24 protein-coding genes, 1 tRNA gene and 1 pseudogene are annotated in these 26,273 nt (G+C 61.0%); 14 read left to right on the plus strand and 12 right to left on the minus strand.

Features of this window, described 5'->3' with window-relative positions:
* The 6 genes from metG to VMR03_RS02750 form a co-directional block, all read right to left on the minus strand.
* The coding region (gene metG, locus VMR03_RS02725; protein WP_325402039.1) for a methionine--tRNA ligase at nt 1-1,197 on the minus strand (1,197 nt) is incomplete at its 3' end.
* 46 nt (nt 1,198-1,243) lie between these two features.
* The gene (locus VMR03_RS02730) at nt 1,244-2,356 is read right to left on the minus strand and encodes a DNA polymerase III subunit delta' (protein ID WP_325402041.1); all 1,113 of its coding nucleotides are present in this window, start codon (nt 2,354-2,356) and stop codon (nt 1,244-1,246) included.
* A gap of 54 nt (nt 2,357-2,410) precedes the next feature.
* Nucleotides 2,411-3,718, minus strand: coding sequence for a M23 family metallopeptidase (locus VMR03_RS02735; protein WP_325402043.1), 1,308 nt, complete (start codon nt 3,716-3,718; stop codon nt 2,411-2,413).
* A 117-nt stretch (nt 3,719-3,835) separates the two neighbouring features.
* Complete coding sequence (tmk, locus tag VMR03_RS02740; protein WP_325402045.1) at nt 3,836-4,477, minus strand: dTMP kinase; 642 nt, start codon at nt 4,475-4,477, stop codon at nt 3,836-3,838.
* 3 nt (nt 4,478-4,480) lie between these two features.
* Entirely contained in the window at nt 4,481-5,644 is a 1,164-nt protein-coding gene (locus VMR03_RS02745; RefSeq protein ID WP_325402047.1) for a D-alanyl-D-alanine carboxypeptidase family protein, read from the minus strand.
* A 118-nt stretch (nt 5,645-5,762) separates the two neighbouring features.
* The gene (locus tag VMR03_RS02750) at nt 5,763-6,842 is read right to left on the minus strand and encodes a septal ring lytic transglycosylase RlpA family protein (RefSeq protein WP_325402049.1); all 1,080 of its coding nucleotides are present in this window, start codon (nt 6,840-6,842) and stop codon (nt 5,763-5,765) included.
* Nucleotides 6,843-7,057: 215 nt separating this feature from the next.
* On the opposite strand from VMR03_RS02750, the gene VMR03_RS02755 reads away from it, so the two are divergent.
* Nucleotides 7,058-8,404: an MmgE/PrpD family protein gene (locus VMR03_RS02755; RefSeq protein WP_325402051.1), complete on the plus strand. Its 1,347-nt coding sequence runs from the start codon at nt 7,058-7,060 to the stop codon at nt 8,402-8,404.
* Between the two features lie 5 nt (nt 8,405-8,409).
* On the opposite strand, the gene VMR03_RS02760 is transcribed toward VMR03_RS02755, so the two are convergent.
* On the minus strand, nt 8,410-8,679 hold the full coding sequence (locus VMR03_RS02760) for a hypothetical protein (RefSeq protein WP_325402053.1): 270 nt from the start codon (nt 8,677-8,679) through the stop codon (nt 8,410-8,412).
* 381 nt (nt 8,680-9,060) lie between these two features.
* Between VMR03_RS02760 and VMR03_RS02765 the strand changes: the two genes are divergently transcribed.
* Nucleotides 9,061-10,521 carry a DHA2 family efflux MFS transporter permease subunit gene (locus VMR03_RS02765; RefSeq protein WP_325402055.1) on the plus strand — a complete coding sequence of 487 codons (1,461 nt, stop codon included), beginning with the start codon at nt 9,061-9,063 and terminating at the stop codon, nt 10,519-10,521.
* On the opposite strand, the gene VMR03_RS02770 is transcribed toward VMR03_RS02765, so the two are convergent.
* Nucleotides 10,518-11,459 (minus strand): glycosyltransferase family 2 protein, encoded by a 942-nt coding sequence (locus tag VMR03_RS02770; protein WP_325402057.1) that lies wholly within the window; start codon nt 11,457-11,459, stop codon nt 10,518-10,520. The two genes, VMR03_RS02765 and VMR03_RS02770, sit on opposite strands and share 4 nt — an antisense overlap.
* Nucleotides 11,460-11,563: 104 nt before the next feature.
* Between VMR03_RS02770 and VMR03_RS02775 the strand changes: the two genes are divergently transcribed.
* The 5 genes and pseudogenes from VMR03_RS02775 to rfbA all read left to right on the plus strand — a co-directional run bounded on the left by VMR03_RS02775 (nt 11,564) and on the right by rfbA (nt 15,586).
* Nucleotides 11,564-12,418: a glycosyltransferase family 25 protein gene (locus VMR03_RS02775; RefSeq protein WP_325402059.1), complete on the plus strand. Its 855-nt coding sequence runs from the start codon at nt 11,564-11,566 to the stop codon at nt 12,416-12,418.
* A gap of 12 nt (nt 12,419-12,430) precedes the next feature.
* A tRNA-Ser gene (locus tag VMR03_RS02780) sits at nt 12,431-12,520 on the plus strand.
* 208 nt (nt 12,521-12,728) lie between these two features.
* Nucleotides 12,729-13,790, plus strand: a pseudogene (gene rfbB / locus VMR03_RS02785) (dTDP-glucose 4,6-dehydratase); the annotation flags it as partial.
* Nucleotides 13,791-13,793: 3 nt separating this feature from the next.
* Nucleotides 13,794-14,711, plus strand: a complete 918-nt coding sequence (rfbD, locus tag VMR03_RS02790) for a dTDP-4-dehydrorhamnose reductase (protein WP_325402086.1) — start codon at nt 13,794-13,796, stop codon at nt 14,709-14,711.
* A complete protein-coding gene (gene rfbA, locus VMR03_RS02795; protein ID WP_325402061.1) occupies nt 14,708-15,586 on the plus strand; it encodes a glucose-1-phosphate thymidylyltransferase RfbA in 879 nt (292 codons plus the stop codon). The genes rfbD and rfbA overlap by 4 nt, the downstream gene beginning before the upstream one ends.
* A 58-nt stretch (nt 15,587-15,644) precedes the next feature.
* Here the strand turns inward: rfbA and VMR03_RS02800 are convergent, their stop codons facing one another.
* The 4 genes from VMR03_RS02800 to VMR03_RS02815 form a co-directional block, all read right to left on the minus strand.
* Complete coding sequence (locus VMR03_RS02800; protein WP_325402063.1) at nt 15,645-16,079, minus strand: PaaI family thioesterase; 435 nt, start codon at nt 16,077-16,079, stop codon at nt 15,645-15,647.
* A gap of 22 nt (nt 16,080-16,101) precedes the next feature.
* Nucleotides 16,102-16,488: a hypothetical protein gene (locus VMR03_RS02805; protein WP_325402065.1), complete on the minus strand. Its 387-nt coding sequence runs from the start codon at nt 16,486-16,488 to the stop codon at nt 16,102-16,104.
* Nucleotides 16,489-16,542: 54 nt separating this feature from the next.
* Nucleotides 16,543-16,953: a hypothetical protein gene (locus tag VMR03_RS02810; RefSeq protein WP_325402068.1), complete on the minus strand. Its 411-nt coding sequence runs from the start codon at nt 16,951-16,953 to the stop codon at nt 16,543-16,545.
* A 153-nt stretch (nt 16,954-17,106) separates the two neighbouring features.
* Nucleotides 17,107-17,724: a glutathione S-transferase gene (locus VMR03_RS02815; RefSeq protein WP_325402070.1), complete on the minus strand. Its 618-nt coding sequence runs from the start codon at nt 17,722-17,724 to the stop codon at nt 17,107-17,109.
* 183 nt (nt 17,725-17,907) lie between these two features.
* Here VMR03_RS02815 and VMR03_RS02820 point away from each other — a divergent pair, with 183 nt between their 5' ends.
* From VMR03_RS02820 to VMR03_RS02850, 7 genes are all read left to right on the plus strand, one after another.
* The gene (locus tag VMR03_RS02820) at nt 17,908-19,176 is read left to right on the plus strand and encodes an MFS transporter (protein WP_325402072.1); all 1,269 of its coding nucleotides are present in this window, start codon (nt 17,908-17,910) and stop codon (nt 19,174-19,176) included.
* Entirely contained in the window at nt 19,169-19,747 is a 579-nt protein-coding gene (locus tag VMR03_RS02825; protein ID WP_325402074.1) for a gamma carbonic anhydrase family protein, read from the plus strand. Before VMR03_RS02820 ends, VMR03_RS02825 begins: the two co-directional genes overlap by 8 nt.
* A gap of 112 nt (nt 19,748-19,859) precedes the next feature.
* On the plus strand, nt 19,860-21,119 hold the full coding sequence (locus tag VMR03_RS02830) for an MFS transporter (RefSeq protein ID WP_325402076.1): 1,260 nt from the start codon (nt 19,860-19,862) through the stop codon (nt 21,117-21,119).
* Between the two features lie 74 nt (nt 21,120-21,193).
* Nucleotides 21,194-22,237 carry a CoA ester lyase gene (locus tag VMR03_RS02835; protein ID WP_325402078.1) on the plus strand — a complete coding sequence of 348 codons (1,044 nt, stop codon included), beginning with the start codon at nt 21,194-21,196 and terminating at the stop codon, nt 22,235-22,237.
* Nucleotides 22,227-22,409: a hypothetical protein gene (locus tag VMR03_RS02840; RefSeq protein WP_325402080.1), complete on the plus strand. Its 183-nt coding sequence runs from the start codon at nt 22,227-22,229 to the stop codon at nt 22,407-22,409. Before VMR03_RS02835 ends, VMR03_RS02840 begins: the two co-directional genes overlap by 11 nt.
* Nucleotides 22,410-22,437: 28 nt before the next feature.
* Nucleotides 22,438-25,251: a glycosyltransferase gene (locus VMR03_RS02845; RefSeq protein WP_325402082.1), complete on the plus strand. Its 2,814-nt coding sequence runs from the start codon at nt 22,438-22,440 to the stop codon at nt 25,249-25,251.
* Entirely contained in the window at nt 25,248-26,210 is a 963-nt protein-coding gene (locus VMR03_RS02850) for a sulfotransferase family 2 domain-containing protein (RefSeq protein WP_325402084.1), read from the plus strand. Before VMR03_RS02845 ends, VMR03_RS02850 begins: the two co-directional genes overlap by 4 nt.
* The last annotated feature ends 63 nt before the right edge of the window (nt 26,211-26,273 follow it).

Here is a 26,273-nt window from a genome sequence, read left to right on the forward strand (position 1 = left end):
GCGGAGAAGGGCCGTGTCCTCCTCGCTCAATTCGCTGCGCGCCGGCACCTTGCCGTCGCAATTCTTCGCGATCATCGACAGCGAGCGTTGCGCGAGGTTGCCGATGTCGTTGGCGAGATCGGCATTGACGCGGTTCACCACCGTTTCGTGGCTGTAGCTGCCGTCCTGGCCGTAGGGGACCTCGCGGCAGAAGAAATAGCGGATCTGATCGACGCCATAGGTGTCGAGCAATTCGAACGGATCGATCACGTTGCCGACCGATTTCGACATTTTCTCGCCGCGGTTATAGAGAAATCCGTGGCCAAAAACGTGTTTCGGCAGCGCGATCTCCGCGGCCATCAACATGGCCGGCCAGATCACGGCATGGAAACGAACGATATCCTTGCCGATGATGTGCGCGTCGGCCGGCCAGAATTTCTTGAACAGCTTGCTGTCCACATCCGGATAGCCGACGCCGGTGATGTAATTCGTCAGCGCGTCGAACCAGACATACATGACGTGATCGGGATCGCCCGGCACCTCGACGCCCCAATCGAGCTTCGAGCGCGCGCGGGAGATCGAAAGGTCCTTCAGCCCACGCTTGACGAAGGCCACGACCTCGTTCCGCCGCGTCGCGGGCTGGATGAAGTCGGGGTTCTTCTCGTAGAGCTCGAGAAGCTTTTCCTGATAAGCGGAGAGGCGGAAGAACCAGGTCTCCTCCTCCATCCATTCGACGGGCGTACCCGTTGGCGCAAAACGCTGACCCTGTTCGTCCTTGGTCAGTTCGTCCTCGCCGTAGAAGGCTTCGTCGCGCACCGAGTACCAGCCCGAATAGGCGTCGCGATAGATGTCCGGCCCCTGCGGCCCGGCATTTGCCGCGATCTTCTTCCAGAGGTGCTGGCAGGACCGCACATGCCGATCCTCGATGGTGCGGATGAAGTCGTCGTTCGAGGCGTTGAGCCGCTGCGCCATGGCCTGGAATTTTGGGGCCATTTCGTCGGCAAGTTCCTGCGCGGTGATGCCGCGCGCCTTCGCCGTCTGCACCATCTTCTGGCCGTGGTCGTCGACGCCCGTCTGAAAACGCACGTCGAAGCCGTCGAGCCGCTTGAAGCGCGCGATGACGTCGGTCGAGATCATCTCATAGGCATGGCCGATATGCGGCGGGCCGTTCGGATAGGAGATGGCAGTCGTTATGTAAAAGGCCTTGGGAGCCGTCATCGTGGGCTAACCTGTCGAGATTGGCGCCCGCGAAGGGCGCGGAGCATCACGCTCCAATGCGCTCGCCGGCGACACTTTCCAGCATCGAAAAAGCGTTCAGGATCACGAGCTTGCGATCCGTATTGAGCGCCTCGGCCCGGGCGACCGATTGATTGATCTTTTCCCATACCTCGACCCAGCGATCAAGGCCGGGCCCGGCGGCGAGGCGGGCCATCGCTGCCCCCTCGCCGGCGACAAGATCGGCGCCCCCGCCTGCACCTGCCCCGGTCCGCACAAGGCGCTGGAGCCAGTCGGAGAGGAGTTCGATGAACGTTTCGTAAGCATCGTCCGCGCCGCGCCGCCCGACCTTGTCGGCGAGCGCATGAAGCGCCTTCACGTCGAGCCGCGGCAAAGGCATCAGCAGCGCGACGAGCTGCCGGTAGAGATCGAGCCCGCCGCCCGCGGCTATCGACAGCGCCCGGCCGGCGCTGCCCTCGGCCAGACGCGCGATGGCGACGCGCTCCTCCTCGCTCGCCTTGACGGCGTTCGCGGCGAGCACGTCGGCGATATGCGCGGTCGACAATGGCTTCATCGTCAACACGCGGCAGCGCGACCGGATGGTCGGCAGCAATCTACCGGGCTGATGGCTGATGAGAATAAACAGCCCTCGCGCCGGCGGTTCTTCCAGAATTTTCAGAAGAGCGTTCTCGGCATTGACGTTCATCTCGTCGGCAGCATCGACGATCGCAATCCGCCAGCCGCCCGCGCCTGCGCTCATGCCGAAGAAGTTAGCGGTGCGGCGGACCTCCTCGACCGGAATCACGCTCTTCAGACGCTTTGCCTTGTCGTCATAGGGGCGGCGGATGACGAGCAGATTGGGGTGGCTTTGCGCCGCTATTTGGCGGAAGACGCCGTCCTCGCCCGGCACGGAAAGATCGCGTATGCGCGCCGCTTGCGCCACGTCCGGAGACCCGTATTTCAGCACGAACCGCGCGATGCGGTAGGCGAGCGTTGCCTTGCCGATACCCTTCGGTCCCGTCAGCAACCAGGCATGATGCATCCGGCCGCCCATGAAGGCGTCGAAAACCGCACGCTCGGCCTCGTCCTGGCCGACAAGCGTCGATACCTCCCGCGGATGCGGAAAATCGTCGAGCCGGTCGCTCTCGGGAATATCGCTCATGCCCTTTTCGTAACACAGGGCGGTGGCGGGATCATAGGCCCCGTAAGGCTGGGATCACGGCAGTGGTGCGTTCTGGCTCACTTGCGTGACGTAGGACTGGAACTTCACCAGGGAGCTGCCGTCCAGGTTCACCTGAACCATGACGTTCTGCAGCGGATCGACCTGCTGGTTGTCGACCAGCACCTCATAATAGAGGTGGTTGCCGGTGGCGAGACCCGACGCGCCGATATAGGCGATCACCTGCCCCTTGCGCACCTTGGAACCCGCATGAAGACCGGGCGCGAATTTGGCGAGATGGGCGTAGGCCGTGGCGACACGATCATTGTGCGCGATCTTCACGTAACGACCGTAATTGCCGCGCCAGCCTGCGGTCTCGACGATGCCGTCCTCGGCCGCGTAGACGGGAGTGCCTTTCGGGGCCGCGAAATCGACGCCCTTGTGGAATTTGCGAACCTTGAGCACGGGATGAATGCGCCATCCCCAGGGCGATGTCATTCGGGCGTTCTGCACCGGGGCGCCGAGATTGAACGGCATCACGCCGCGGCCGTCCTGCTCGATGAAGGCGACGATGCCTTCGTTGGTCTCGTAGCGGTAGATGCGATGTTCCTGGCCATGGACGGTAAGCTGGGCGTAGCGCAGCACGTGATCGGCCGTCTTCTTCCCGGACGAGGTTTCATAGACGACGGCGAATTTCGAACCCTTGGCGGGCCGCGCGGGAATATCGGGATCGTAGGTGAAAGCGGCGACGACGTCCTTTGCCACGTCTTCCGGCACCTTGGCCGCGAGAAGATCGGCCAGCAGGTCCTGACTGACCGCGCCGTGGCGGGCCGTCACGCCGATGGACCAGTCGGCTGCCGTCCCGTCTTTCCCGGCGGATCGCGCGCTAACGGGCGCGTGGAAGACGCCGTCGTTCCCGGCGACGACGGTCAGATCCTGGGACGCCCCAGTCCGCACATGCAGGGCGACGAGCTGACGTTTTGCCGGATCGGTGCCGCGAACCGAGAGCTCGATGCGGTCGCCGGATTTGAGCGTCGAAACATCGACGAGATCGCCCAGCGCGCGCAGCGCAGCGTCGCGCTGATCCTTCACGATGCCTTCGCGGACGAGAAGGCGAGCCAGCGTGTCGCCGGCGGCGAGCGTCACGGTGCGGCTCGCGACCAGGTCTTGGCGCTGGATTGCGGAATTCAGGATGGCGGCATTGAAATCGCCGCCCGCGTCAGAAGGGGCGCTCGACGACGGGATGCTCAGCGTACCGAGCGTATTGGCCTGCGCGGGAAATGTGTGAAGGAGCAGGAAGGTGGAGGAAAGGGACGCGCCGAGTATTGGCAACAGATTTTGTCTGTTCGTCAGTCGCTGTCGCATCCCGAGGATTCCCTGTTTTCGAGCCCTCCCCTGCCACGCGGAGTGCTTTCGCTCAATGCTCTATAGTCGAAGCCTCCCGGGCCGGTCAAACGGGAATTTACCATGTGAGTCAATGCATTATGTGACCAAACGTGATGTCACACTGTGCCAAATTTGCCGCGCGACCTCATCCTCGCTTCGTGTCGCATCAATGACGACGCAGCGTTGCGGCTCCGCCTGAGCGATGGAAAGAAAGGCTTCCCGCAAGGTGCGATGAAACAACTGTTCCATTCGCTCGTAGCGATCTTCATTCGAGTTATCGAGTCCGGCGCGGTGACGCGCGCGCGCCAACCCGACCTCGACAGGCAGGTCGAGGATGATGGTGAGTGTCGGCATATCCTCGCCGATCACCATCTCCGACAGTGTTTTGATCGCCTTCCCGCCGAGCCCCTGGGCCATGCCCTGATAGGCGAAGGTGGAGTCGACGAAGCGATCCGAAATCACCCAGGCATTGCGGGCCAAGGCCGGCCGGACGGTGTGCGAGAGGTGATCTTCGCGGGCGGCGAAGTGCAGGAGCGCTTCCGTCCGTGCGGTCCAGCGGCCGGTTTCGCCCGTCACCAGAAGCTGACGGATCGCTTCCGCCCCCGGCGAACCGCCCGGCTCGCGCGTCAGGACAACCTCGTGGCCAAGGCCCTCGAGCCGGCTCGCGAGGACCCGGGCCTGCGTCGACTTTCCGGCACCTTCGCCGCCTTCGAGCGTGATGAAGCGCGGCTGGGTCAAAGGTTAGCTACCGAAAATCAAATGACGAAGCGAGCTTGTCGCGCGGCCGAAGACGCCGAGGCGTTCGACATCCGCGCCGGCAACCAGCGGAATTTCCTGCAGGGGCTTGTCGGGCGCTTCGATGCGAAGTGTGCCGATGCGCTGGCCGGCGGCGATCGGGGCTTTCACGGGCGCCGAATAATCGACCGAGACTTTCATGCCCTTGCGCTGATCGGGGGTCATGATGAGCGAGACGTCGCTCGTCGTGACCAACGGCACCTGCGAATAGGTTCCCTGCCAAACCGGCGCATTGTCCACGGCTGCTCCCGCCGCGAAGAGCTTGTAGCTCTTGAACGACCGGAAGCCCCAGTCGAGAACGCGGACGCTCTCCTCGGCGCGAGCCTTCTCGCTCGGCATGCCGTTGAGCACGAGGACCAGCCGCTCGTCGCCGCGCTTGGCCGAAACGACGAGGCCGTAACCCGAGGCCTGCGTGTGGCCGGTCTTGAGGCCGTCGACACTCGAGTCGAGGAACAAGGCCGGATTGCGGTTGTGCTGGGTGATGCCGTTCCAGGTGAACTCTTTCTCGCTGAAGAAATGATAATATTCCGGGAAATCGTAGATGATGTGCCGTGCGAGACGCGCGAGATCGTGCGCGGTCATCATCTGGTTGGGATCGGGCCAGCCCGTTGCATTGGCGAAGGTCGAATTCGTCAGACCGAGTTCTTTGCCGCGTTCCGTCATGGCGGCGGCGAATTCGGGTTCCGATCCTTTCAGCGCTTCGGCGATCGCGATGCAGGCGTCGTTGCCGGACTGGACGATGACACCCTGGATGAGCGTTTCCACTGGAATGCGCGATCCGACCTGCGCGAACATCGTGGAGGAACCCGACGTCGTGCCGCCGGCGCGCCAGGCGTGTTCGCTGATCGGGAATTCGTCGGTCATCTTCACCGTGCCCGATTTCAGTGCATCGAAGAGCATCGACAGCGTCATGAGCTTGCTCATGCTCGCCGGATGCATCTGCGTATCGCCATCCTTTTCCCACAGCACCGCACCCGTCGCGCCGTCCACCAGCACGCCATACTGCGCCGTCGTGTCGAAGGCCAAGGCCGGTCTCGTCGCGACGAGAGCGAACAAAAGGGCGACGGCGGCGAGTCGGAGGCCGTTGAGGATCGGCTGCATTCGCTTCATATCGGGTCTTCCTTTCCGGTCGAATCGGAATTCATCTTGTGCTTGCGAGGGCTGCATTCGCAGCGATGCCGGAGATCGGCGATGTCGGTCAAGGCGCGCACCTTATCCGACTCTCGTCTCAATCGACAATGATCCGCGCCCCGGCATGGCCTTTCTGGATGACGTTCTGCAAAGAGGCGTCGGCGGAGGGCACATCCGACAAGGGGCCCACGCGCACACGATAATACTGGGCACCGTCGATCATCGTCGGCTGAACCTGCACGTTGCCGATCCCCTGTGCGAGGAGTTGTTGATGCACCGCTTCCGCATTGGCGAAGCTGCGGAAGGAACCTGCCTGCACAAAAAGATTTGTCCCGGTGGGCACAGGCACGTGTTGCACGGCGGCAGGCGTCGGCGGTTGCACGTTGGCGGACGCGACCTGCGGTTCGTCGGCGATGGGTTGCATCGACCGGGCCGGCGATCGTGCTCCCAACGTGGACGGCGTGACCGGCGTTGTCGCGACCGGCGTCGAGGGCGCGATCTTCACGCCAGCGACCGGCGCGAGCGTCACTGCGGTCACCGAGGATTTCGGCACCGCCCCGACCTGACGCTCGCTTTCGTCGGTCACCGGTTTTGGCACCACAAAAGTTTCCTGCCCGCCGGTCGATGCGACCTGCGTGTTCATGGTGCCGGGGATGCCCGGCAGAGGCGCGCGGCCGACATACTGTACACGGACTTTGGCGGTGCCCTTGCGGTCGTAACCCAGGAGTTCGGCAGCCTTGCGCGAGAGGTCGATTTCGCGTCCGTTGACGAAAGGCCCGCGGTCGTTGACGCGAACGACGAGCGACTTGCCGTTTTCGAGGTTGGTGACGCGGACAAGCACCGGCATGGGCAAGGTCGGATGCGCGGCCGTCAGAGCCTCCTGGTCGAAGACTTCGCCATTCGCCGTGCGCTTGCCGTGGAATTGCGGTCCGTACCAGGAGCCTATGCCGGTCGAATCGTAATTTTCGTCCTCATGCGGATAATACCAGACACCCGCAATCTGATAAGGCTTGCCGATCTTGTAGGCTCCGCCCTCGCCCGTCGGAACATGATCGGTTTTGGCCGTGCCGCAAGCCGCCAGCATCAGGGCCATCGCGGCCACGGCCGGCCAGCGCCACGGCAGAAACTGCGGCGCGATTTGCACCGGCCAGATCGTTTCGGACGTCGAACGATTCATTCGGATACCCCTCGTTCCGTGCGGATCTGCGCCCTTGGACGGATTGTCCCGCCCGTCCCGGCGACTCACGCACGCGAACATCCAAAAGCTTATAATCAGCCACGGTTTAAGCGGCAAGAAGTGGCGTCGGTCCTGTCGCATGTCTTTCCTTTATGCCTGACCCACGTTAACGATTGGCGTCGACTTTAACCGCCTGAAGTGGACCGGGGATAAGTATGAGCAATGCCAGTACCAGATCGGCTGGAATGCCGCAGACCGTTGAGGATCGCTCCCTGACACAAGGATTGGTGGGCTTGATCCGGGGGAAGTCCGTCGCGGCTTCGGATCTCGATGCGGCGGCTCTCTTCACGCTCGACGCCGTGGCGAATATTCTCGCGGGCCGCAATTCGGTCCCCGGTCGTATTCTGCTCGCCTGGTCGCAAGAGAAAACGCGCGCCAACACGGAACCCGATCCCGCCCACCTTGCTTTCCTGATGGGCGGGCTTTGCCACATTCTGGAAACAGACGACCTTCACCGAGAGTCCGTCGTTCATCCCGGGTGTGTTGTGGTGCCCGCCGCCTGGGCGCTGGCGCGGCACAGGCGGGCCGGCGGGCGCGCTTTGCTGGAGGCCGTGCTTCAGGGCTTCGAGGCAACCACACGGGTCGGCATGGCCGTCGGCCCCGCCCATTATCGCATCTGGCACAACACGGCGACCTGTGGTCCCTATGGCTCTGCCATGGCCGCCTCCGCGCTCATCGGCCTTTCCGATGCACAGACCGTCGATGCGCTGGGTAACGCCGGCAGTCAGTCTGCGGGCCTCTGGCAGTTCCTCGAAACGGGCGCCATGACCAAGCATCTCCACGCCGGCCATGCGGCCGAGGCGGGGCTCAAGGCCGCCGAACTCGCCGCTTTCGGTTTCACGGGGCCGCCCCGTATTCTCGAGGGCGAAAAAGGCTTCTTCCGAGCTGCCTGCCCCGACGCCGATCCCGAGGCCGTGCTGCGCGCGCCCGATGCGCCGTGGCAGCTCGTGCGGACCTCTATCAAGCCGTGGCCGTCCTGCAGGCATACCCACCCGGCCATCGACGCTGCCGAGGAGTTGCGAAGCCGGATCGCGGGCCGCGAGATCGTCGGAGTCGAGGTCGACACGTATCAGGCCGCGCTCGACGTCTGCGATCGCCCGGTGGTGACGACCGACTACGAAGCCAAGTTCTCGCTGCAGCACGCCGTCGCGGCCGCGTTGACGCGCTTCCCGGTCGATTTCGAGGCGTTCGGTCCCGCCGCGCGGAGTGCCTGCGCGGCATTGGCGCTGAAAGTGTCGATTGCCGCTCGCGAGCCCTATCTCTCCGCCTATCCGACGGCCTGGGGAGCCGAGGTGCGCGTGCGGCTGGCCGATGGAACGACGCTCAAGGTCGCGCGGCGTAACGCCAAGGGCGACCCGGAGGCGCCACTCTCATCCGACGAGATGATCGCCAAGGCCCATATGCTCCTGGCGCATGGCGGCGTTGCGGATGCCGGACGGATCGTAGACGGCATACTGGGCCTCGCCACGGGCGGCGCCCTGCCCGATCTCACGGTTGTCTGAAAAACCTAGCTCGCGGTCTTTTCGAGAAGCGGCTTCACCACGTCGAGATAGGCCTGTCCCGCAAATCCGGCAACGAAGGGTAGCCAGATCCAGGCCGCCCGCCAGACAAGGCTGGACTTTCTGCGGGGCGCGGCCGCGACGGCGGTCTCTACCGGAGGTATGGTAGCGATCGGCGCGACGGACGGCTCGGCGGCGGGTTGCGCGGCCTCGACTGTTGCGTCTTCCAGCGTCCGGGGTGTCGGGGCGCTCATCGCCTCGGCCGCTGCCAGAGCCATGGATTCCCGCCGTTCCTGAAGGAACAGACGGACCATGTACAGCAGAAGAACCCCCAGAAAACCTAACGGAATCCAGGTCGACGTGAGATCCACATTCGGCAACGACACTACTATCTCCCCCCATGTCATTTACGGGTTGCCGAGGAAACCATCCCGGCACCGTCTCGTTTTGTGCCATTCTGGCGCGGCTTGGCCTCGCTGGCCAACTGGATTTTTAAAGGCCCTGCGCCCGAGAGGGACTTAAAAATTCCGTCGAATGGCTTGCGGGTCACAATCGCGCCGGTCTAGAAAGCCCCGATCGGCCTCTCCTCCGAACGCCCACACGATGACCTGGCCCCGAAAGCGCCAGGCGGTACTGGGCGGCTTCCCCCGGTGTCCAGAATGGCCTCGACCCAGCCCGAAGCCGCGCGAGCGCGGCAGTTTCTCGTTCCCCTGATCGTCGCCTGTGCGTTGTTCATGGAGAATCTGGATTCGACCGTCATCGCGACGTCGCTACCAGCCATTGCCAGGTCCTTCGGCGAGGACCCGCTCCGCCTCAACCTTGCAATCACGTCCTATCTCCTCAGCCTCGGCATCTTCATTCCGCTTTCCGGCTGGATGGCGGACCGCTTCGGCGCGCGCTCCGTCTTTTGTTCGGCCATCGTGATTTTCACGCTCGGCTCGATCGGTTGTTCTGTCGTCAACGGATTGCCAGAACTCGTCGCCGCCCGCATCGTCCAGGGGATCGGCGGCGCGATGATGGTGCCTGTGGGACGGCTCGTAATTCTGCGCACGATTCCGAAATCCGAACTCGTCAACGCGATGGCCTGGCTCACCGTGCCGGCGCTTCTCGGCCCCGTGCTCGGCCCGCCCATTGGCGGCTTCATTTCCACCTTCGGGAGCTGGCGCTGGATTTTCCTGATCAACATTCCAATCGGCATTCTCGGCGTCGTGCTGGCGTTGACTTTCATCGCCAACACGAAGGAAGAACGCACCGAACGTTTCGATAGCTACGGCTTCGTGGTCGTCAGCCTCGGCGTCGCCGCGACCATGTTCGGCTTCGAGAATGTCGGCCGCGGCATTCTTCCGACTTCCGTCATCGCCTCGCTCCTCGTCGTGGGTGTCGGTCTGCTGACACTCTACTACCGGCATACGCGCGTCACGGCAGTCCCGATCATCGACGTCTCGCTGCTGCGCGTGCAAACCTTCGGCGCCAGCGTGACCGGCGGGTTCCTGTTTCGTATGGGAATCGGAGCCCTGCCTTTTCTCACGCCGTTGATGCTGCAACTGGGATTCGGACTGACACCCTTTGCCTCCGGCATGATCACCTTCGCCGGCGCCGCCGGCGCCATGACGATGAAGTTCACGGCAGGCCCCATCATCCGCCGCTTCGGCTACAGGCGCGTGCTGTTGACCAACACATTTGTCTGCGCCTTCTTCATGGCGCTCTATGGCTTCTTCACGCCCGAGACGCCGCATCTCATCATCATCGGCACGCTGCTCGTCGGCGGATTTTTCCGGTCGCTGCAGTTCACCAGCCTCAATACCATCGCCTATGCCGACATCCAGACGCCGGCAATGAGCCGTGCGACGACATTGTCCAGCGTTGCGCAACAGCTTTCGCTGAGTTTCGGTGTCGGCGTCGGCGCGCTTCTCCTGCACATGACGCTGACGATGAGCGGCAGGCCGGAGCTGACGGCGAGCGATTTCAGCCCGGCGTATTTCGTGATCGCGCTAATCGGATTGAGTTCGCTGCTGTTCTTCTGGCCGCTGCCGCCCAATGCCGGCGATGAGGTGAGCGGTCGTATCGTCGTGCCGCCGGCCGGCAAGCCACGGATCGACGTGCCCCACACGGCGGATTAGGTCGAGGGCGTTTTTGTCGAACGCCTATACCAAACGAGACCGCGCATCTGGCGCGAGGCGAAACTCCAGCTATAGCCTTTGACAACCCGGGGCGTGAAAACGAGGCTGAGTAGACCCCTTGTGATGTGAAACAACAGGCGCCATCCGGGCGAACAGGATTTCGGCTTGTCGTAGCAGCCGCGAAGATCGAAGACCGTGAACAGAAACAGATAGACATAGGCGACGAGACCGAAACAGGGGCCGTGGTTGCGCACGACCTGAAACATCTCCCGCACGACTTTCTCGCCGCCCGTCGATGTCAGGTTCGTCGCGGAAAAATGGTAAATGGAGACGACGCGAGGGATGGTCATGAAGCGCCCGCCTGCCCGGCGGAAGCGGCACCAGAGATCCCAATCGAAGGCTAGCCGAAGGCTGGCATCCAGCGGTCCAGCCTTCCTGTGCAGAGCCGCGCGCCACAAGGTGCTGGGCTGTTCCATAACGTTGTTAAAAAGGACCCGGTCGGCCGCGTCCTTGCGCGGCTCCGTAACTTGCTTGCTGCCGTCCTCATAAATACGCAGGCAACCGCCCGTTATCACATCGACATCCGGATGCTTTTGGAAAAGTTCATTCCAATGATGGAGTGCTCCCGGGACAAGTTCGTCGTCAGCCGCCAGCCAGCCGAACAGATCGCCGGTTGCATGGGCAAACGCCTTGTTGAGCGCATCCGCAGGTCCATCGTCCTTCTCGCTGATGATGAATGCAAAGCGTTCCCTCTGCTGGTTGCAAATCAGGATCGACTCGTCGGTGCTGCCGCCGTCGGCCAGAATAAGTTCAAGATTCGGATAGTTCTGGTTTGCGATCGATTGAAGGGCGCGCTCGATGGTACGGCCCGAATTGAAGTTCGGAACGACAAGCGTAATTTTCAACGCGTCGCGGGGGACGGTAAGTCTGGACACCATGCTGGAAGTGGTCTCCGATGTGCTCGCAACGACGTTCATCGAAATCGCTTTGCCGTTTGAAATGTCCGTATGAGAAATAGTGCTTCGTGCATGGAATGAAAGTGATGAATGTACAGGTGATCAATCTCGACCGTCATCCGTCGCGCCTTGAGCGGATGACGGGGGCGCTGAATGACGCCGGCATTATTTTCCAGCGTGTACCGGCCATGGACGGCAAGAGTCTCACCGACGCGGATATCTCCGCGTTTGTCTCGCAGGAACTGAAATTACGCCTGTCGCCGTCCGAAGTTGCCTGCATGCTGAGCCATCGCGAGGCGTGGAGGAGATTTCTGGCGACGGCCGGCACCTTTTGCTGTGTCCTGGAAGACGATGTGCGGCTCAGCCCGGATTTCGGATCTTTTCTTTCCTCTTTCGACGAGACGACCCTTCCCGCCTTCGACGTCATCAAGATCGAGACCATGGGCGTCAAGGTCCGCCTCGGTCGAAAGAGGTTTCCTTGCGGCCCCGGCTTCGCATCGGCACGTTTATGCTCGCATCACCATGGTACGGCTGGCTACATCGTCGGCCGCCGTGGAGCGGAACGTCTGCTGGCTCTGACGACGAAAATGGACAGGCCGCTCGACGACATGATGTTCGACGAAATCGCACCCAACCGCGGCAGCATCAAGATCCTGCAACTTGTGCCCGCCCTGTGCATTCAGGAGGAGCGGTTGGGCAAGCCCTTGCCGAACGAGGAGTTTGCGAGCTCGATCGATCCGGACCGGGTCCCCTTGCGCCAACCACGGAAGAAGCGGAAGAGGTTTGCCAAAATCGTCCGCGAAATAGGCCGACCTTTGGAATACCTCTATCACCTGCCGGCGAGGTTCGGGACGGAGCGTGTCGAAGTCGCCTTCGGCAAAGGGCGGATTCTTCAGCCGGAGCCGCTTTTCCCGGTTGAGTCGACTGCGCGGAGAGGTTAATCCCATGGCATCGGAAGGGTGGCCGAGCGGTTTAAGGCACCGGTCTTGAAAACCGGCGTGGGTTCACGCCCACCGTGGGTTCGAATCCCACCCCTTCCGCCACCTCCCAAGGCCTCTCGCTGGTTCGTTTGTCTACAGACGGATAGTACTGTGCGGCGCCCCGCGCATCCGCCTGGGGTACTTCGGAAATGGCGCCCGCGTATTGGATCCGGGCTGGTCCGGATCGGGCATATGGATTAGCCTTCCGGCTCACTTCCATCGGCGGGAGGGGCCGGAGCTTTTCCGCCAGGTGGCCTAAGGGGTTGGGGTGATGTCAGGAGTACTCGTCACGGGAGGCGCGGGCTTCATAGGGTCGGCTGTTTGCCGTCATCTGATCGCGGCGACCGACATCGAGGTTGTTAACGTCGACAAGCTGACTTATGCCGCCAATCTGAGATCGCTTGCGTCCGTTGAGGGGCACGAACGGTATCGTTTCGTGCGGGGCGATATCTGCGATGCATCCCTCATGGAGGAGACATTCCGCCGCTTTCAGCCCGATGCGGTGATGCACCTTGCCGCCGAATCCCACGTCGACCGTTCAATCGCCGGTTCCGCCGATTTCATCCAAACCAATATCGTGGGGACTCACGTCCTGCTGGAGACGGCGCGGCGTTATTGGGAGGGACTGGCGCCGGATCGGCACGCCGCGTTCCGTTTTCTCCATGTCTCGACCGACGAGGTCTACGGTACGCTCGGCGCAGAGGGGCTCTTCGCCGAAACGACGTCCTACAGTCCCAATTCGCCCTATTCCGCCAGCAAGGCTTCGGCGGATCATCTCGTCAACGCTTGGCACCGCACCTACGGTCTTCCCGTTCTCATCACCAATAGCTCGAACAATTACGGGCCTTTTCATTTTCCCGAGAAGCTGATCCCGCTTGTCATCCTCAATGCGCTGGAGGGAAAGCCCCTGCCCGTCTACGGCAAGGGCGATAATGTGCGCGACTGGCTGTATGTCGAGGACCATGCCCGGGCACTTGCACTCGTTCTGCGCGAGGGGCGGCCCGGCGAGAAATACAATGTCGGCGGGCGCAACGAGCGTACCAATCTCGAAGTGGTGAGGGCGATATGCGATGGCCTCGACGACCTCGTTCCATCGTCGGAGATCGGACGCCGCCGCGGGCTCATTACTTTCGTGGCGGACCGGCCGGGGCACGACAAGCGTTACGCCATCGACGCAGGCAAGCTTGAGAAGGAACTTGGCTGGCGTGCGAAAGAAACCTTCGAGTCCGGTCTGCGCAAGACGATAGAGTGGTACCTTGCCAATGAGGACTGGTGGCGGCCGTTGCGCGAGAAGGTCTATGGCGGGGAGCGCCTCGGACTTCTCCCGGCGAGGCAGATGCGGGCCGGTGGCGCGGCCGGACGCCCCGTCCTTGTCATCGGCAAGACCGGTCAGGTGGCGCGGACGCTCGATGCGAAGGGTTTCGACGGCGTGCCGCATATCGCGCTCGGGCGCGAGAGCATCGATCTTTCATCGCCGGATATGCTGGTCGAGGCTTTTGCGGTCCATCGTCCTTGTCTCGTCGTCAACGCGGCCGCATATACCGCCGTCGATCGGGCGGAAAGCGAGCGTGATCTGGCTTATGCAGTCAATCGCGACGGACCGGCACATCTCGCCGAACTATGTGCCGCCGCGGGCATCCCTCTCATTCACATTTCGACGGATTACGTCTTTGACGGGTCGAAGCCCTTTCCCTATGTCGAGGAAGATCAGACCGCGCCGCTCGGTGTTTACGGCGCATCGAAGGCGGAAGGCGAAGCGGCGGTACGCGCGAAGCTCGCCCAGCACGTCATTCTGCGGACGAGCTGGGTCTATGGCACGACCGGCTCCAACTTCGTCAAGACCATGCTGCGTCTCGGCGAACAGCGCGACGAGCTTGCGGTTGTCAACGACCAGATCGGCGCGCCGACTGCGGCCGACGATATAGCTGTCGCGATCGCGCAGATCGCACGACACCTGCTCGACGGCACGGGGGAGTTTGGAACATTTCATATGACGAGCGGGGGCGAAACGAGCTGGTACGGGTTCGCGAAAGAGATATTTGCGCAGGCTGCGGCGAGTGGACGAAAAGTCCCGATGCTGCGTTCGATCCCGACGGTGGACTACCCGACGCCCGCCAGGCGGCCCGCCAATTCGCGCCTCGACTGCACGAAGCTCGAGAAAGCATATGGCATAAGATTGCCGCATTGGCGGACGAGCCTTGAAAGCTGCCTTGCCGATCTGCTCCGTAACCCGACCCTGGCGCGCGTATCATGAAGGGTATCATTCTCGCGGGCGGCTCCGGCTCCCGCCTCTATCCGGCCACCATCGCGGTCAGCAAGCAGCTTTTGCCCGTCTACGACAAGCCGATGATCTATTACCCGCTCTGTACGCTGATGCTGGCGGGTATTCGCGACATACTGGTCATTTCGACACCCGTCGATCTGCCGCTCTTCCAGCGTCTTCTCGGCACCGGCGAACAATGGGGGCTGAATCTTTCTTATGCCGAACAGCCTCGGCCCGAAGGATTGGCACAAGCGCTCGTCATCGGTGAGCAATTCATCGGCGGCGAGTCCTGTGCCCTCATTCTCGGTGACAATCTTTTTTACGGCGATGCGCTGGCTGCGAAGCTTCGCCGTGCGGTCGCATCCGAGAACTGCGCCACGGTCTTCGCTTATCATGTGAGCAATCCCGAACGGTATGGCGTCGTCGAGTTTGACAAGACCTTGAGGGTTCTCTCGATCGAGGAAAAGCCGAAGGAGCCGAAATCGAATTGGGCCGTAACGGGGCTTTATTTCTACGACAAAGATGTGGTCGACATCGCCAGGCAGGTGAAGCCTTCCGCGCGCGGCGAGCTTGAGATTACGGACGTCAACAGTACGTACCTCGCACAGGGCCGCCTCAGGGTCGAGCAGCTCGGTCGGGGTTATGCCTGGCTCGATACGGGAACGCACGAGTCGTTGCTCGAAGCGAGCGAGTTCATCAAGACGATCGAGCATCGGCAGGGCGTGAAGGTCGCAAGTCCCGAGGAAATCGCCTTTCAACTCGGTTACATCACGGCGGATGATCTGCGCCGGCTCGGCGAGAAACTGGGGAAGTCCTCATACGGACAATATCTCTTCCGGTTACTGGACGAGGCCGAGACCCGTTGATCTCTCGCCGTACGGTATCGAAAAAGAGGTCGTCATTGCTGCCCGCGGCAGGCGAAGCTCAGGCGCCGATCTTGAAGGTGGCACTTGCACGGGCGACAATCTCGCCCTGCTCGTTTCGGAGCTCGCCTTCCGCGAAGGCGATCGACTTGCCGCGATGGCGAACCCAGCCTTCGCCGATCAGCGTGCCCTTGTCCGCCCGGCCGACGAAGCTCGTCTTCAGTTCGAGAGTAACCTGCGGAGTGCCGGGCACGCGATGCGTCAGACGCACCGCGTGCCCGCAGAGCCCGTCCAGCATGGCGGCGAGAAAGCCGCCGAAAATGCGCCCGCCGCGATTGACGAAGTTGTCGCCAGCGTAAAACGAAGCGCGGATATAGCCGCGCTCCGGGTCCGTCTCCAGGACCTTCTTGCCAAGCGAGACCGCAGCCGGGGACTCCCATTCGGGATCGAGAGCCCTTTCGGGATCGGGGGCATTGGCGGGATCGGTCGCGCTCACTCGGTCGTCCTCTTCTCCCCGTTCAGGGGAATGGCTCGGCGTTGGCCTTTTTATAGGTTTCCTTACAGGCTGCAAATTCCTCCGACATGATATCCATGCCCTTGCCTTCGCAGGATCGACTGGCGCGGAATTCGGTCACGCCCTTGTTTGTGCATTCCTTCAGATCTGGATCGAACAGGAAGATGCAGGTCATCGGAATATAGCGTTCGTCGCAGGGAAGTTCGCGGATGTATTTCTGCTGCTCCGGCGTACGCTTGTCCCACCATTCCTGCATCCGACCTTCAGGCAGATGCCTTGTGCTGCTTTCCATGCAATCCGGCGCCTTGTCGGCATGTGCCGCTTGCGGTACGGCCATCCATGTGATCAGGCCGAAGCCGAGCGCGAGCACGGCTTGCACGAAGAATTTCATATCCTTCCTCCCTTTTGTATCAGCGCCCGGCCATCGCCGGTTGTCGCCGCCGTCTCAGCTCGACGCGCCTGTTAGCGGCGCCTTGAACGTCTTCTTGAATTCCGTCTTGCAGTCGGCCAGTTCCTGCGACATCAGATCGTAGCCCTTCGCCTGACAAGCCGCCGTGGCCCGTTTCTCGGCCACCCCCCTGTTCGTGCAGCCGATGAAGTCCGGGTCGAAAAGAAAGACGCAGACCATCGGGATATAGCGTTCCTCGCAGGGCAGACTGAGAATGGTCTTCTGCTGTTCCGGCGTCCGCCGGTTCCACCAAGCCATCGTGCCCTCCTTGCTGGTCGTCCTTTCGGACTGAAGGCAGTTGGCGATAGCGTCGTCGGTCTCGGCGGCCTGCGCATGACCCCGTAAAAAGCCGGACGCGACAAGCAGCGTGAAGCCGATCAGGAAAACGACCCTCGTTGGAAATGTCACTTTCTATCCTCCCAAATAGTAACTGACGTTTACTACTCTAGCCGGTTCGCAGGCCGCGTGGAAGCGAATGCGACGCACTGGTGACCCGGTGGAAAGAAAAAACCGGCCCCTTGCGGAGCCGGTTCACCGGTTTCCCTGCGGAATGGGGGTCTGTCAGGCCGTCGCCGCCGCGCTCGGACGGGCTTTCATCCGCTCGTACCAGGCGAGCACGTTTTTGTTTTCAGTATTGAGGGGTTGGCCAACCGCCGTACCGAAATCGAGAAAACAGAACAGCAGAATATCGGCGAGCGTCATCCGCTTGCCGGCCAGGAACTCGCGGCCGGCGATCTGCTTGTCGAGCCAGGCGAGTTTGTCCTGGGCGATGGCTTTGAGGCCGTCCGCCGCTTCCGGCAGGCAGCGCATGCGGTCCTTGAAGAGGCCGAGGCCTTGCGAGTAGCGGAAGCCGGATGTCAGCGGCTCGCAAATATTGAGATCGACGCGTCGGGTCCACATACGTGTTTCGGCACGCTCTTCCGGCGTCGCGCCGACGAGCGGATTTGCCGGAAACTTCTCGTCGAGATATTCGCAGATTGCCGTGATTTCGGCGAGGACGTCGCCATTGTCGAGTTCCAGCGCCGGCATCTGGCCGGAGGGGTTCTTCGAGAGATAGGGCTCACGGCGATTGTCGCCCTTCAGCAGATCGATCTCCTCGACCGGAATCTCGATGCCCTTCTCCTTCATGAACATCTTCACGACGCGAGGATTGGGCCCGATGGAATTGTAGAATTTCATGATTTGGCTCCCTGTCTGGTTCGGTCTTGCGTGCCGATGGGGGAATCCTTAGCCGATCGAAGTCGCGCGCGCCAGCGCCACGGGATGTTCGGGATTGGCTCTTGCGTCCCGCCCTGCCCCGCCCGACACTCGCCCGCCCTCGAAGGCATTGGGGACCGCGAAGAGTCCCGCTGGGAGCGAAGCATGAAAGACCGGCGCGCAGCGTCCGCGATCCGTTGGCCGGACATTTTCTACGGCTGGTATATCGTCGCGGCGATCATGGTCGTGATGACGGTCGCATCCGGTCTCGGCTTCTATAATCTCTCCGTATACCTCAAGGCTTTCGTCACGCATGGCGGCTTTCCGGTTTCGGCCGCGTCGGCGGCGACGGCCTTCTTCTTTATCGCCTCCGGTGTCACGGGCCTCGGGGTCGGCGCACTGATCGAACGCTACGACGTGCGATGGATGATTACGGCCGGCGCGCTCATCTGCAGCGTTGCCATGTTCGGCGCTTCGCATGTGCATACGCTCTGGCAGCTCTACGGCTTCTATATTTTCTTCGGCGTCGGCTATTCCTGCTGCGCACTCATTCCCGGGACGACGCTGGTGGCGCGATGGTTCGCGAGGCGCCGGTCGCTGGCGCTTTCCATCGCCTCCACCGGTCTCTCGCTCGGCGGCATTCTGCTGACGCCGCTTTCGGCGCGGCTGATCGAGAGACTCGGCTTTGCCGGCGCGGCGCCCTGGCTCGCGCTGATCTTCATGCTCGGCATCGTCCCCATTGCCTGGCTCGCGATCCGGCCAAGCCCGCTTGCCTATGGCCACGGCCCGGACGGCGATCCGATCGCGCGGGACGAACGCGGGCAACCGCTCGCGGCCGATGGAGTCGCCTTTGCGCAGGCCATCCGCAGCCGCTTCTTCATCTTCATGACGCTCGCCTTCATCTTCGCGATGATGGCGCAGGTGGGTTCGATCGCGCATCAGTTCAGCCTGGTCGCAAGCCGAACGGCGAGCGACGACGTGGCGGCACTTGCGGTAGCCGTGATGGCGAGTGCGAGTATCGTCGGCCGGCTCGCCGGCGGATGGGCGCTAGCGCATATCTCGTCGCGCGGTTTCGTGCTGGCCCTTGCCTCGCTGCAGGGCCTCACGCTGGTTCTTTATGCGTATGGAGAGGGGGCGGCACTGCTCGGCGTCGCGGCGCTCTTCGGATGCACGGTCGGCAATCTGCTGATGATGCAGCCGCTGATGCTCGCCGAAGCCTTCGGCCTGCGCGCCTATGGCCGCATTTTTTCCTTCAACCAGCTCTTCCTGGTCGCCGGCGTCGCGAGCGGGCCCTATGTCATGGGTCTCCTTTATCAGTACGCGGGCAACTACGAAGCGGCCTATCTGACCATGGCTGTCGCGTCCGTCGTCTCCATCGCCTTGATGATCGCGGCCGGCCCCGTGCGTGCTCACATCGAGGGGGGACATGACTGATCTTCAGAAACGTTTCGGTCCGGGCGTAACGCTCGACCATCCGGCTTTCATCCACGAGACGGCCCTCGTGTACGGCCATGTCCATATCGGCGACGGCGCTTCGCTCTGGCCCTATGTCGTCATCCGCAGCGAGATGCACGAAGTCCGAATCGGCGCTCGGACCAACATCCAGGATTTCGTGATGATCCACGTCGGCAATACGACGTCGACGATCATCGGCGCGAATTGCTCGATCACCCATCACTGCACGATTCACGGCGCGGAGATCGGCGACAACTGCCTCATCGGCATCAATGCGACGCTGATGGACGGCGCGAAAATCGGCGCCAATTCGATCGTCGCCGGGCACTCGATCGTGACCGAGGGAACAGTGATCCCGGAAAACTCCATCGTCGCCGGCACGCCGGCCAAGGTCGTCAAAACGCGCGACAACCGGGTCGCCAATATCATGAACGCGGCATTCTACTTCGAAAACGCCAAAGCCTATGCGCGCGGCGATCACCGCGTTACGGACCGGGAGGAATTCCGGCAGGCCATGACCGCCGAACTCAAGGCTCTCACAAGCGGTTGAAACCGACGGAATTAGGGTACGCATCGATTTCGCTTGTCCGGCGGCGGCGAATGATTAATTAAGCCGCGTGAGCGGCCGTCTCGGGCGCTTGCGTTCGGCTGGAGTATCGAGGATGGATGCGGCGCCGGACCGCCCCAAGGGCGGTCTTTTCTATGGCTGGTATGTCGTTGCGACCGTCTTCTTCATCCAGACGGTGGCTTGCGGTCTCGGCTTCTACAATCTGTCGGTTTTTCTGAAGGCCTTCGTCAGCGACGGCGGCTTTTCGGTTTCGGCGGTTTCGTCGGCCAACGCGGCCTTCTTCCTGGCGAACGGCATTGCCGGTCTGGCCGTTGGTTGGGCGCTCGATCGCTATGACCCGCGCATTCTGATCACCATCGGCGCGATCGCCTCCGGAGTCGCGCTGGCCTGCGCGGGACACGTTCGGTCCCTTCCCGAACTCTACGCCTTCTACATCCTCTTCGGCGCCGGCTACGCGGCCACCGCCGTTATTCCTGGCACGACCATCGTCGCGCGCTGGTTCAACCGTGAACGCTCAAAGGCCATTGCCTATGCCTCGACGGGCCTGTCGCTCGGCGGCATCATCTTCACGCCGATATCGGTGACGTTGATCCAGACGCTTGGCCTTCAGCACGCGGCCTACTGGCTCGCCTTTATGTTTATCGTCGGATCGATCCCGGTTACGTGGTTTTTCCTGCGCGCGCGTCCGTCCGATATGGGCCTCGCGCCGGATGGCGATCCGGTCGTGGAGAAGCATGAACATGGCGGGCATCTGAGCGACGGCGTCGGCTTCGACGTCGCGATCCGCAGCCGCTTCTTCATCTTCTGCACGATTGCCTTCGTCTTCTCGATGATGGCGCAGGTCGGTGCGCTCGCGCATCAGTTCAGGCTCATCGCGGAGCGCACGGACAATGACCACATGGCGGCGCTCGCCGTGTCGCTCATGGCCGCAGGCAGCATCAGCGGCCGTCTGATCGGCGGATGGGCGCTCTCACGCATTCAATCGAAGAATTATCTCGTCGGTGTGATGGTTTTGCAGACGTTCTCCTACGCGCTCTTCGCCATTACCTATGGTTCGGTCCCGCTCGTCATCGTCTCGATCATGTTCGGCACGACGGTCGGCAACATACAGATGATGCTGCCGCTCATCATGGCGGAGGCTTTCGGCCTGAGGGCCTATGCGCGGATCCTCTCGCTCGCCCAGATGCTCATCACCTGCGCCAATGCCTTCGGGCCCATGGTTGTCGGCGTGCTCTATGAGCGCGGCAGCGGCTACGGTGTTCCCTTCGCGTTTCTTGTCTGTATGTCGGCGCTCGGCCTCGCGGCCATGATCGCGGCCGGTCCCGCGGGCGTACCGGCCCGAAGGCCGACCTAAATCCCGCATGGATTCGGGACATTGCGGCGGCTAGACTGGGTCCACATTCCTTCTTTCCCAGATGCGGAACCCCCATGAAGCTGCCTTCGAATTTCTACAAGCCTCTCGCCATCGGCGCGCCGGAGCCTTATCGCGAACTTCCCGTGGCGCTCGAACGGATGATCCATTTCTTTCCGGGCCACAACGAGAAGGTGCGCGCGCGTATCGGCGAGATGATCCCACAGGTCGACGTGCTGCTCGGCAATCTCGAGGATGCGATCCCTGCGGATGCGAAGGAAGCGGCGCGGCGCGGCTTTATCGAAACGGCGAAGGCGCATGATTTCGGCCAGACCGGCCTCTGGACGCGTATCAACCCGCTGAACAGCCCCTGGATGCTCGACGATGTCACGGAGATCGTCGCGGAGGTCGGCGACAAACTCGACGTCGTGATGCTGCCCAAGGTCGAAGGCCCGTGGGACATTCATTATCTCGACCAGCTTCTCGCCCAGCTCGAAGCGAAGAACGGCGTCAGGAAGCCGATCCTGATCCATGCCATTCTGGAGACCGCGCAGGGCGTCAAGAATGTCGAGGACATCGCCTCGGCGAGCCCCCGTATGCATGGCATGAGCCTCGGGCCCGCCGATCTCGCGGCCTCGCGCAAGATGAAGACCACGCGTGTCGGCGGCGGTCACCCCTTCTATCGGGTGCTCGAAGATCCGCATGCGGAAGGCGGCCCGCGCGCCTCTGCGCAGCAGGACCTATGGCACTACACCTTCGCCAAGATGGTAGATGCCTGCGTCGCCAACGACATCCGGCCCTTCTATGGTCCCTTCGGCGACATTCAGGATCTCGATGCCTGCGAGCAGCAGTTCCGCAATGCCTTCCTGATGGGCTGCGTCGGCGCCTGGTCGCTGCACCCCAATCAGGTTGCGATCGCCAAGCGCGTCTTCAGTCCGGAGCCGAGCGAGGTTCTGTTCGCCAAGAAAATTCTCGCCGCCATGCCGGACGGCACCGGTGTCGCGATGATCGACGGCAAGATGCAGGACGACGCGACCTGGAAGCAGGCAAAGGTGATCGTCGATCTGGCGAAGAAGGTCGCCGCGCGCGATCCCGATCTCGCGCAGGCTTATGGGTTCTGAGCGAAAGCGACCTGATCTCCTCGCCCTCCTGGTCACCTCGCTGGCTCAGGCCCACGACGAGCTTGTCAACCGGCAGCTCGGCCACAACACTGTCAGACCTCACGCGCGGCTCGGCGGACTGCCGCCCGCCAAGATCGCCGTAATCTGGAAACACACGGGACTCTACTTCTGAGCGGCAGCGATGAGAGGACCACGTCAATATGAATAATTCCAGATATAGCGGCTCTGTTGACGGGCTCAAAAATGGAGAGTTGGTCGGATGGGCAATAGACAATCAGAACAATGAATTATCTGTTTCTGTCGGTTTGTTTTCGAACGATACTCTGATCGCAACGGCTCAGGCGGGTGAGTTCCGTGAAGATCTGCTTCAGGCCGGCATCGGCAGTGGCAAAGGCGGTTTCCGCTTTCCAATCAGCAGAGACGTTGCCAAACGCATCGACGCACTCGGAGGGGACTGCCACGTGGCACTTCGGGATGATCGCAACGCGATAATCGGTCACTTCGCGTTTACGAGCGACCTCCTGGTGTCGGCTGTCCCTACTCGCGTGAAGTGCCACGTCGATCGCCATTCCAGGAAACGCATCGACGGGTGGTGCGTGGACTTGGACGCCCCGGATCGCCAAATCGTCGTCGGTCTCTACGTGGCTGGCGAACTGAGGGCAACCGCGCTAGCGGATGTGTTTAGAGAGGATCTTAAGTCGGCCGGTATCGGCACCGGCAAACATGGATTCCAATTGGAAATCGAATCCGCCATCGTTGAAAGCGCCCTAAAAACGGGAAACCTCGCCTTTCTCCGGGACATGGATACCTCCGAAATTGATCGCGCGGAGATTCGGTTTTCAGCGGAGCGGCATATCGAGAAGGACGACCCACGCGTGTCCGCCATTCGCCACCTTATCTTCAAGGACATCTCCACGTTCGATCGACTGCTCAGGGATATCCCGAAGAGTTCGGCGCAGCCATGGGTGCCGGCAGAGGCGGCATTCGATCGATTGTTGGACGACCTGAAGGTACCCGACGAGGAAGAACCCGCGCCGCCAACGGCTGGCGGACTGAGCGGACTGTCCGGCTTCCTGGACCATACACGCTTCCGGCTTGGGAGGGAGATGGAGTTTGACATTGTTGCGGCCGCGACAAATGCCGAGCATTTCCTGCATTGGTACATCAATGCTTACGGACGAATGAGAGGTTCTCTTCGTGCGCCTCTTTCAAAGAGGGAGATCGATTTTCTCAATCAACCCATTGTCATTCCGGGTCAGGAGTTCGCTCTGACGCGAGGGACCTGGGCGCATCTCTTCTCAAACCAGACACTGAAATCATCGATCGATCTTAACGACAAGGCTTGGTATAATAGTGCTGTATATTGGTGGTCTGTAAATGCGGCTCCCTCTTTATTCGTTGAAGACTGCTTGGTGCCGAGCAATTATGCAAATCTATTGAGATCTGTACCAATACATTGGCATTCCATCAAATTCCCGCTAAGCGTCTTCATGGAGGAGCTACATATACGTACCGCGGGGTTGCATGCCCTCGACCGCGCGTCTGAAGACGATAGATGCACATTTGCGCTTGTAGTAATGCTGCTCAGCATATCGAGACCGGATTATCTCCGATACATCCCGGCCGGAATAATACGCGACTTGTTTAGACCGGATGGCGAAGGCAAATCCGCATTCTCGTCATTTCTGCAGGTCATGATGCCGCGGGAGGAGCCGTGGAGCGTGAGCTGGTCCGACTATGTGGCGGTCCTTCGTCACATCGGCTTTGACCCGGTCAGCAGCACTTTCGGTACTATAACGGCTCGGGGCAATCGCGTCGGTGCCGCTGTACTCCCTCGCGTTGTGAACACGGACCCGGTGGATGTTCAGCTCATCGGCCCGCTTGCCAAAGCGTCCGGCTTGAGCCAAGCAGTGCGCCGTTCAGCCGCCGCTCTCGAACAAACCGCCTTGACGCGAAACTATGTGGATTTTGATCTCGACAATCCAGCGCCGGAGGGTTTCAGCAACGTTGGGCAACCGGGTAGCTACCGCAAGGCGCGGATCAACCTGATCCACATGAATGCGGAAGCAGTTCCGCAAGCTTTTGCCTACGGACCGGATGTGTATACCGACGCCTATAACATTGGTTACTTTTTCTGGGAGCTCAATTCACCCGCAGCTTGCCATTATCTAGCATTGGAGATGCTGGATGAGGTCTGGGTATCGACGGAATACGGCAGGCGTATCTACACCCGCGAGGGTGGAACTCCGGTGTTCAACGTCGGTATGAGTTTCGAGGACGTCCCGGCCATCGATCGTCCGCGCGCACGGGCGTTCGTGGAAAGCAGAATTCGCTGTCTTCCGAACGATTTCGTCTTCCTGGCTGTGTTTGACAGCTTCTCCTTCGTCCAAAGGAAGAACCCGATCGGTGTAATTCGTGCGTTTCAGAGGGCATTCAAGGATGAGGCCGGAGTGCGGCTGCTCCTCAAGACCCAGAATCGAGACAGCATCGCTGATGCCGCTCAAATCAAGATATGGAATCAAATCGACGCAATCGTATCCAGTGATCACCGCATTACGGTCATCAATGAAACTTTCACCTATGAGGAGCTTCTGGACCTTAAGAAAGGATGCGACTGTTATGTGTCCCTCCACAGATCGGAGGGCTTGGGCTTTGGTATGATCGAGGCAATGAATTTGCGTCTGCCTGTGGTGTGTACCGGCTACTCCGGCAATATGGAATTCTGCTCCGAAGAGACCGCGTGGATTGTCGATTACAAGGAGGTGGAATTACGCCGGGATGAATACATCTTCGTCAGACTCGGTCAGAAATGGGCTGAGCCGGATCTGGACGACGCGGCCCGACAGATGCGCGCGGTCTTTGTCGATGCCGGGGAACGCGAGAGGAGAGTAGATCGCGCGTGGAACAACGTGCAGAAGAACTTTTCCATCTCCGCGATCGGTGCGCGTTATAAGCAGCGCCTTGACGAGATACTGGTGCAGATCGGCCGGCAAGAACCAAGGGGACGAAAGTGACCATTTCGGAAGACGATGTAAGGCGGGTCTTCGAGGTTCTATTTTCGCGTTCTCCGGAGAATGACTCTGTACGCCAAAATAGTGCGCAAGCCCGGGACATCGATGACCTCGTCCACAAGGTCGTTTTCTCACCGGAGTTTCAAAAGCGGTTTCTTTCTCAGCTTTATACGGGAATGACGGACGAATTGGTGCCGCTGCTCACTGAGAGAGTTGTATTCCTGCATATACCGAAATCCGGCGGAACGACGCTGCATAGGATTTTGGGAGAATGGTTTGGAGTGGAAAACCTGCACCCCGAACGACATAACGGACTCTACTATTATTCAGCTGCCGATCTCGCGTCCAGATTGGTGTTTTCCGGACATTACGATTATTACTCAACCAATTTGATCCCGGGCCCAAGCAAGAAGATATCGTTTCTGCGTGATCCGATAGAGCGCCTCATTTCCCTGTACAATTTTCATCGGGCACATAAGCCTGAGTTCCTGAAGAGGAACAATCTGAAGCTCCCGAGTTTGGCAAATGAATATTTAATCGATGAATATTTTGCCAGGCCCGAGATCCGCTCTCACCCAGCAATTAACAATACCATGGCTCGCTACTTCTCCGATGAACCGCAGATTTTGTTCAGGTGGGAAGGTGGTCACGACGGGACACAGAGTGACATAGAGAAACTATTGGATCAGGCACTGCAAAATATAGAAAAATTCGACTTTATTGGCTTCATGGAAAACTATGAAGAATCGATTGTAAAACTATCGCGCGTCCTCGGCCGCCAGGCGCCCTCTCCAATAGCGAAAGAGCAAGTACTCGATGTGCTGATGGACAGCAACTCGGGCATGCGTCGTATTGAAATCCAGAGGCCGAATGACAGGACATTGGCTGGCCTGGAAGAGTTGGTTGCATATGATCGTTTGGTATATGCGAAGGCGGAAAAGCTATTCAGACATCAAGCGTAATGTCGAGTGTGGATGTACCCGCCCGAGGCCGCGACCTGATGGCCGGATCATTCGGGCGGGTCT

It is taken from the genome of Parvibaculum sp., from assembly GCF_035511255.1.
Taxonomy (GTDB): domain Bacteria; phylum Pseudomonadota; class Alphaproteobacteria; order Parvibaculales; family Parvibaculaceae; genus Parvibaculum.